General features: G+C 61.3%; 5 protein-coding genes. 1 reads left to right on the forward strand and 4 read right to left on the reverse strand.

Features of this window, described 5'->3' with window-relative positions:
* Nucleotides 1–185: 185 nt before the first annotated feature.
* The 3 genes from mazG to rlmD all read right to left on the reverse strand — a co-directional run bounded on the left by mazG (nucleotide 186) and on the right by rlmD (nucleotide 4,673).
* The gene (gene mazG, locus MMS95_RS18265; RefSeq protein ID WP_033631803.1) at nucleotides 186–980 is read right to left on the reverse strand and encodes a nucleoside triphosphate pyrophosphohydrolase; all 795 of its coding nucleotides are present in this window, start codon (nucleotides 978–980) and stop codon (nucleotides 186–188) included.
* 102 nt (nucleotides 981–1,082) lie between these two features.
* Entirely contained in the window at nucleotides 1,083–3,314 is a 2,232-nt protein-coding gene (gene relA, locus MMS95_RS18270; RefSeq protein ID WP_004932686.1) for a GTP diphosphokinase, read from the reverse strand.
* Between the two features lie 9 nt (nucleotides 3,315–3,323).
* Nucleotides 3,324–4,673 (reverse strand): 23S rRNA (uracil(1939)-C(5))-methyltransferase RlmD, encoded by a 1,350-nt coding sequence (gene rlmD, locus MMS95_RS18275; protein WP_044029673.1) that lies wholly within the window; start codon nucleotides 4,671–4,673, stop codon nucleotides 3,324–3,326.
* A 66-nt stretch (nucleotides 4,674–4,739) separates the two neighbouring features.
* Between rlmD and barA the strand changes: the two genes are divergently transcribed.
* Complete coding sequence (barA, locus tag MMS95_RS18280; protein ID WP_242142039.1) at nucleotides 4,740–7,466, forward strand: two-component sensor histidine kinase BarA; 2,727 nt, start codon at nucleotides 4,740–4,742, stop codon at nucleotides 7,464–7,466.
* 68 nt (nucleotides 7,467–7,534) lie between these two features.
* Here the strand turns inward: barA and degP are convergent.
* The coding region (gene degP / locus MMS95_RS18285; RefSeq protein WP_242142041.1) for a serine endoprotease DegP at nucleotides 7,535–8,904 on the reverse strand (1,370 nt) is incomplete at its 5' end.

Here is an 8,904-nt window from a genome sequence, read left to right on the forward strand (position 1 = left end):
GAAATACAAAGAGTTAGCGGAGAAAATTTCTTTTTACCGCCCCTCGGGAGCGATAAAACGCCTTAGATTTCAGTTTGTTGGCCTTTTGCTGCCGACGGCAGCCATGCGCCTGTGACCTGACTGCAAGCTTAACCGTTTCAGCTTTCGTGAACCTTGTCGTCGATCAACATTGTCGTCGCAGCGATTCAACTTTCCTGGCGTTTCACCTGCTGCCAGGCGTCTTCCATCTGCTCCAGCGTGGCGTCTTCAAGCCGCAGCCCGCGTTGCTGGACGATCGCTTCCACCTGGCGGAAGCGGCGCTCGAACTTGCGGTTCGCCGCCTGCAGCGCGTTCTCCGCCTTGTGCCCCAGATGGCGCGACAGGTTCACCGTGGCGAACAGCAGATCGCCGATCTCCTCTTCCAGCTTGCTCTCATCGACCACCGCCTGGCGGGCTTCGTGCATCACTTCATCGATCTCTTCGTACACTTTGTCCAGCACCGGCCCCAGGGTGTTCCAGTCGAAGCCGACCGAGGCGCAGCGTTTTTGAATTTTGTGCGCCTTCATCAGCGCCGGCAACGCCTGCGGAATGTCGTCCAGCACCGAGTGCAGCGCTTTTTCGGCGCGCTCGCCGGCCTTGAGCTGCTCCCAGCGCGCGGCCACGGCTTCGCTGTCCCCCCCCTCGGCGTCACCGAAAATGTGCGGGTGACGGCGCTCCAGCTTATCGCTGATGGCGGTGCACACCTCATCGAAATCGAACAGCCCCTGTTCCTGCCCCATCTGGGCGTAGAACACCACCTGGAACAGCAAATCGCCCAGTTCGTCGCGCAGATCGGCGTAGTCCTGCCGCTCGATGGCGTCCAGCACTTCGTAAGTCTCTTCCAGCGTGTAGGGCGCGATGGTGGCGAAAGTTTGCTTGCGGTCCCACGAGCAACCGACCTGCGGGTCGCGCAGCGTTTTCATGATGTTCAGCAGGCGCTGCAGCGGAGTGGATTGGGTCATAAAAAATCTCTGAGAAAGAATGGGGGCGCATGGGAGCGCCCACCGAATGCATGGACCTCGGGCCGTATCGATAGCGCATACGGCCCGAAAGGCGATGTGAGCTTAATTGCCGTGCAGACGCTTGGCGTCTATCACGTCCGGCAGCTGGTTCAGCTTCGCCAGCACCCGGCTCAGCACCTGCTGGTTGTAGATTTCGATATCCATGTCGATGGTGGCCAACTGTTTCTTGGTGTCGCTGCGGCTGGCAACCCCCAGCACGTTGACCTTTTCGTTGGCCAAAATGGTGGTAATGTCGCGCAGCAACCCGCTGCGATCGTTGGCCATCACGCGCACCACCAGCGAATAACCGCTGGAGTAGCTTTCACCCCATACCGCATCGACGATGCGCTCCGGCGCGTGCGATTGCAAATCGACCAGCTGATCGCAGTCCGCACGGTGGATCGAGATACCGCGCCCCTGGGTGATAAAACCGACGATGTCGTCGCCAGGGATCGGCTGGCAGCAGCGGGCAATGTGGTGCATCAGGTTGCCCACGCCCTCCACCACCACTCGGCCGTTGTCCTTGTTGCGGGCCGGCGGCGGCGCTTTCTGCTGCACCAGCTGGCGCAGCGCCTCGCGATCCTGTTCTTCGGCGCTCGGCTTGTTGAACTTGCCCTGCAGGTAATTCACCATCTGATTCAGGCGAATGTCCCCGCCGCCGATCGCCGCCAATACCTCGTCCAGCGAGTTCATGTTGTAGCGCGGGATCAGCAGCTTTTCGGCCTCTTTCAGGCTGATGCCGAGGTGTTCCAGTTCGTTGTCCAGCATCTGGCGGCCGGCGAGAATGTTCTTGTCGCGATCCTGCTTGCGGAACCAGTTGTGGATCTTCGAGCGCCCGCGGCTGGTGGTGACATACCCCAGGTTTGGGTTCAGCCAGTCGCGGCTCGGGTTCGGCTGTTTCTGGGTGATGATCTCAATCTGATCGCCCATCTTCAGCTGATAGGTAAACGGCACGATGCGGCCGCCGATCTTGGCGCCGATACAGCGGTGACCGACGTCGCTGTGAATGTGGTAGGCGAAATCGAGCGGCGTGGAGCCGGCCGGCAGATCCACCACGTCGCCTTTCGGGGTAAATACATAGACCCGATCGTCGAACACCTGGCTGCGCACTTCGTCGAGCATCTCGCCGGAGTCCGCCATTTCTTCCTGCCAGGCGATCAGCTTGCGCAGCCAGGCGATGCGTTCTTCGTAGCCGGAGCGCACGGTCACGCCTGCGCCCTCTTTGTACTTCCAGTGCGCGGCCACGCCCAGTTCGGCGTCTTCGTGCATTTGGCGCGTGCGGATCTGAATCTCTACGGTTTTGCCGCGCGGCCCCAGCACCACGGTGTGGATCGACTGGTAGCCGTTCGGTTTCGGGTTAGCGACGTAGTCGTCGAACTCATCCGGCAAATGGCGGAAGTGGGTATGCACGATGCCCAACGCCGCGTAGCAATCCTGCAGGCGCTCCGCCACGATGCGCACCGCACGCACGTCGAACAGTTCGTCGAACGCCAGGTGTTTTTTCTGCATCTTGCGCCAGATGCTGTAGATGTGTTTCGGCCGGCCGTAGATCTCCACCCGAATGCCTTCGTTGGCCATCTCGGCGCGCAGCCCGGCGACGAAATCGTCGATGAACTGTTCGCGATCGATGCGGCGCTCATGCAACAGCTTGGCGATGCGCTTATATTCTTCCGGATGCAGGTAGCGGAAGCAGAAATCCTCCAGCTCCCACTTCAGCTGGCCGATGCCGAGCCGGTTGGCCAGCGGGGCGTAGATGTTGGAACACTCTTTCGCCGCCAGCACGCGTTCGTCTTCCGGCGCGTCTTTCACCTCACGCAGGTGGGCGATGCGCTCCGCCAGCTTGATGACCACGCAGCGGAAATCCTCCACCATCGCCAACAGCATGCGGCGCACGTTGTCGACCTGTTCGGAGGCCATCGAGTCGTTTTGGGTGGCTTTCAGTTGGCGAATGGCGTCCATATCGCGCACGCCGTGCACCAGCGCGACGATGCCCTTGCCGAACGCTTCGGTCAGGGTCTCTTCCTGCACGATGCCGGCGTCCACCAGCGGGAACAGCAGCGCGGCGCGCATGCTGTCATTGTCCATGCTCAGCGTCGAGAGAATTTCCACCATCTCCAGGCCGCGCCACAGCAGCAACGAGGCGTCAGGATGGTTTTGGGTCTGCTGCTCACAATAACGCCAGGTTGCGGCCAATCGCTCACATGACTGCGGGTTAGGTAGCCCCAAGCCGGCGATCCACTCATCAAGAGCGAACTCACCCGCCGTATTCAGATGTGCACTTCTTACCGCAACCATAACTTCTCCCTACTTTGCAGCGACCTCTGGCGCACGCTCGTTGATAAACAGCGCCATTGATTCAAGATGCCCCGTGTGCGGAAACATATCCAACATCCGCACGCGCGCAAGACGATAACCGGCGTTCAACAGCACGTTGCTGTCGCGAGCCAGCGTGGTGGGGTTACAGGAAACATACACCACCCGCGCCGGCGCCAGTTTTACAATGTGTGACATCACCCCGGCCGCACCAGCGCGGGCGGGATCCAGCATCACCTTATCAAACCCTTGTGCTGCCCAAGGTTGCCGCGCAACGTTGTCCTCCAGATTCTCATGGAAGAACGACGCATTATTCAGCTTATTCTTATGTGCATTATATTGCCCATTCGCTACCAGCGTGGCAACACCTTCGATGCCCACCACCGCGGCGGCGCGGCGCGCCAGCGGCAGGGTGAAATTACCCATGCCGCAGAACAGGTCCAGCACCCGATCATTGGGTTGAATGTCGAGCCATTCAAGGGCCTGCGCCACCATTTGTTGGTTTACGACGTCATTGACCTGAATAAAGTCGCGCGGACTGAAGTCTAAGCGTAGCCCGTCAACCTGATAATACGGCGTTTCACCGCACAGTTTTTCCACCCGCTCGCTGTCCGGCGCCAGATAAACGGCGACCTTTTCCCGCTCGCCAAACGCCAACAGCGCCTGCCGATCCGCCTCTTTCAGCGCGTCGAGATGACGCAGCACCAGCAGCGGGCCGTTATCCGCCAGCACCAGCTCCACATGCCCCAGCCGCCGCACCGCCTGCAGCCCGCTCAGGCAGGCGCGCACCGGCGCCAGCAGCTGCTCCAGCTCCGGCCGCAGCACCGGGCAGTGCTCCACCGCCACCAGCTCGCTGGAGGCCGCCTGCCGAAAGCCCATCATCAGGCGCTGCAGCTTCGGCTGCCATGCCAGGCTCAGGCGGGCGCGGCGGCGATAGCCGTATTCCGGGCCGGCGATCACCGGTTCCTGTTGCGGGGTTACTCCGGTTTCGCGGGCGATCATGCGCACCAGCGCCGCCGCCTTGCTCTGCTGTTGCAGCGCCTCATCCGCATGTTGCTGCTGGCAGCCGCCGCACACGCCGAAATGCGGGCAGCGCGGTTCTACCCGCTGCGGGCTGCGGCTCAGCAGGCGTTTGAGCTTGCCTTTGGCGAACTGACGCTTGTCTTCGGTCAGTTGGATTTCCGCCTGCTCGCCCGGCAATACGCCCGGCACGAACACCGCTTTGCCGTCGTGGCGCGCCACGCCCTGGCCGAAAGGATCGAGATCGCTCACCGTCACGGTGAAGATTTGTGAGCTCTGCCGGGTCGTCACGCGGCGTTTGGGAGAGTAGAATTGCGCCATATTTGTCGATTGTGTGCTGGTTCATTAAGCTAGTGTCAGCTGTCAATTCTCCCACATTGGAATCCCATGACCAAATACAGCCTGCGTGCGCGCATGATGATCCTGATTCTGGCACCGACCTTGCTGATTGGTTTACTGCTCAGCACCTTCTTCGTGGTGCACCGCTATAACGAGCTGCAGGAACAACTGGTCGACGCCGGCGCCAGCATCATCGAGCCGCTGGCGGTGGCCAGCGAGTACGGCATGACGTTCCGCAGCCGCGAATCGGTCAGGCAGTTGGTCAGCCTGTTGCACCGCCGCCATTCGGACATCGTGCGTTCGATCACCGTGTTCGATGCGCAGAACAATTTGTTCGTCACCTCCAATTATCATCACAACTTCGCTCAGCTGCAGCTGCCGAAAGGCGTGCCGTTGCCCACCGATCTGATGCTCACCCGACGCGGCGATTCGCTGATCCTGCGCACGCCGATCCTGTCGGAAAGCCAGTATCCGGATGAAACCGCCGACGGCGGCAGCCATCCCGACAACAACCTGGGCTATGTGGCGATCGAGCTGGATCTGCAGTCGGTGCGGCTGCAGCAATATAAAGAGGTCTTTGTCTCTACCCTGCTGTTGCTGCTGTGCATGTGTATCGCCATCCTGTTCGCTTACCGGCTGATGCGCGACGTGACCGGCCCGATCCGCAATATGGTGAACACCGTCGACCGCATCCGCCGCGGCCAGCTCGACAGCCGCGTGGAAGGCTACATGCTCGGCGAGCTGCACATGCTGAAAAACGGCATCAACTCGATGGCGATGTCGCTCACCGCCTATCACGAAGAGATGCAGCAGAACATCGATCAGGCCACGTCAGACCTGCGCGAAACGCTGGAGCAGATGGAGATCCAGAACGTCGAACTGGATCTGGCGAAAAAACGTGCGCAGGAGGCGGCGCGCATCAAGTCCGAATTTCTGGCCAACATGTCGCATGAGCTGCGTACTCCGCTCAACGGCGTGATCGGCTTCACCCGCCAGATGCTGAAAACCGATCTGAGCGCAACCCAGACCGACTATTTGCAGACCATCGAGCGCTCGGCCAACAACCTGCTGACCATCATCAATGACGTGCTGGACTTTTCCAAGCTGGAGGCCGGCAAGCTGGTGCTGGAGCATATTCCGTTCGCCCTGCGTGAAACGCTGGACGAAGTGGTGGTGCTGCTGGCGCCCAGCGCCCACGACAAGGGCCTGGAGCTGACGCTGGATGTGCACAACGACGTGCCGGAGCAGGTGATCGGCGACTCGCTGCGCCTGCAGCAAATCATCACCAACCTGCTGGGCAACGCCATCAAATTCACCGAAACCGGCAATATCGACATTCGCGTCGAGCTGCGCAAACAGCTGGATCGCCGGGTGGAAGTGGAAGTGCAGATCCACGATACCGGCATCGGCATCTCCGAACGCCAGCAGTCGCAGCTGTTCCAGGCATTCCGCCAGGCGGACGCCAGCATCTCCCGCCGCCACGGCGGCACCGGGCTGGGGCTGGTGATCACACAAAAGCTGGTGAAAGAGATGGGGGGCGATATCTGCTTCCACAGCCAGTTGAACCGCGGCTCGACCTTCTGGTTCCATATCACGCTGGATCTGAACGAGGGCATGCTGTCGCTGGCGCCGAGCCTGCCGGATCTGAACGGCAAAACGCTGGCCTATATCGAGTCTAACCCGACGGCGGCGCAGGCGACGCTCAACATGCTCAGCGTCACGCAGCTGGTGATCACCCACTCGCCGACGCTGGGCCAGTTGCCGCCAAGCCACTATGACTTCCTGCTGGCCGGCGTGCCGATCCCGTTCCGCGACAACATGGCGCAGCATCAGGACAAATTGCTGGCCTCGCTGAAGCTGGCCGATAGGGTCATTCTGGCGCTGCCGTGCCAGGCGCAGATCGATGCCGAGCTGCTTAAACAACAAGGCGCGCTCGGCTGCCTGATCAAGCCGATCACCAGCACGCGTCTGTTCCCTCTGCTGAGAATGGAGACGCCCGATCGGCTCGCCGCCCCGCCTGAGCGTAAACGTCTGCCGCTGACGGTGATGGCGGTCGACGACAACCCGGCCAACCTGAAGCTGATCGGCACGCTGCTGAGCGAACAGGTGGAAAAAACGCTGCTGTGCGAGAGCGGTGAGGAGGCGCTGGCGCTGGCGCGCAACAACGTGCTGGATCTGATCCTGATGGACATTCAAATGCCGAAGATGGACGGCATTCACGCCAGCGAACTGATCCGCCAGTTGCCGCACCACAACTCCACCCCGATCGTCGCCGTCACTGCCCATGCCGCCAGCGGCGAACGCGAGCACCTGCTGCAGGCGGGGATGGACGACTACCTGGCCAAGCCGATCGACGAGAAAATGCTGACCCGCGTGCTGTCGCGCTATCACAGTGGCGAAATGGAAAACGCCGTCGCCGACGACGCGCCGCTGTCGCTCGACTGGCCGCTGGCGCTGCGTCAGGCGGCCAATAAGCCGGATCTGGCGCGCGATCTGCTGCAAATGCTGCTCGATTTCCTGCCGCAGGTGCGCGAACGAGTGCAGGCGCTGCTCGAAGGGCAACACGACGACGAGATCCTCGACCTGGTCCATAAGCTGCACGGCAGCTGCAGCTACAGCGGCGTGCCGCGCCTCAAGCAGCTGTGTTTCTACCTCGAGCGGCAGCTGCGCCAGGGCATCACCAACGACGAACTGGAGCCGGAGTGGCTGGAGCTGTTGGATGAGATTGAACTGGTGATCCACGCGGCGCGCGTGCATCTGGCGCAACCGGCCTGAATCCTCAGGCCATAATGCAAAAAGGCACGCCATAGCGTGCCTTTGTTGCTTTTAGCGCCTGACGTTTATCACTGCGCCAGCAGGTACAGCTGGCTATCGCCGCGCTGAATATTCAACGCCAGCACCGACGGCTTGCTGTCGAGGATTTTACGCAACTCGCCCAGGTTCTGGATCGGCTGTTGGTTCACGCCCAGGATCACGTCGCCCTTTTTCAGGCCGATGCGCGCGGCGGCGCTGCCGGCTTTCACGCTGTCGACCTTGACGCCTTTCTGGTTGCCGACCTGGGCATTGCTCAGCTCGGCGCCTTCAATGCCGGTGTAGATATTGCCCGAGGCCACCTGGGTCTGCGCGCTTTGCTCCAGCGTGACGTCAATGGTCACCGGTTTGCCGTCGCGGATAATGCCCAGCGACATCTTGCTGCCGACCGGCAGCGTGCCGATCTCCGCCCGGAACGAGGCGAAGCTGGAGATGGCCTTGCCGTTCATGGTGACGATCACGTCACCGGCTTTGATGCCCGCCTTCGCGGCGGAAGACTTCGGCACCACCTGGCTGACGAAAGCGCCGCGCTGCGCGTCGACCTTCATCGCCTTGGCCAGCTCAGAGTTAAGCTCGGTGCCCATGATGCCCAGCTCGCCGCGTTTCACTTGGCCATACTCGACCATTTGCGCCGTCAGGTTTTTCACCATGTTGCTCGGAATGGCGAAGCCGATGCCGATGTTGCCGCCATCCGGCGCCAGGATCGCGGTGTTGATGCCGATCAGCTCGCCGTTCAGGTTAACCAGCGCGCCGCCGGAGTTGCCGCGGTTGATCGCCGCATCGGTCTGGATAAAGTTTTCGTAGTTTTCGATATTCAGGCCGCTGCGCCCCAGGGCGGACACGATGCCTGAGGTGGCGGTTTCGCCCAGCCCGTACGGGTTGCCGATCGCCACGGTGTAATCGCCGACGCGCAGTTGATCGGAGTCCGCCATCTTGATCGCCGTCAGATTCTTGAAGTCTTTCAGCTGGATCAGGGCGATGTCGGAACGCGGATCCTTGCCGATCACCTTGGCGTCGAAACGGCGGCCGTCGCTCAGCTGCACCTGGATCTTGTTGGCGTTATCCACCACGTGGTTATTGGTCACCACATAGCCCTTGGCGGCATCGATGACCACCCCGGCGCCCAGCGCCTGGAATTTCTGCTGCGTGCCCTGCGGCTGGCCATCCGGCCCAGGCTGTTCACCGCCCTGACACATCGGCGAGCCCTGGAACGGCGAACCGTCCTGGCAGAACGGCGAATCTTCACCGAAGAACTGTTGGAACTGCTGCGGCATGCGCGGCGTATTGACCGTGGTGCTGCCCTCAACGTTAATGCTCACCACGGAAGGCATTACCTTTTCCAGCATCGGCGCCAGGCTCGGCAACTGCTGGGTGCTGGAAGAGGCGGTTTCAGCGGCGCTGG

It is taken from the genome of Serratia sp. PGPR-27 (genome assembly GCF_022678525.1).
Classification (GTDB): domain Bacteria; phylum Pseudomonadota; class Gammaproteobacteria; order Enterobacterales; family Enterobacteriaceae; genus Serratia; species Serratia nematodiphila.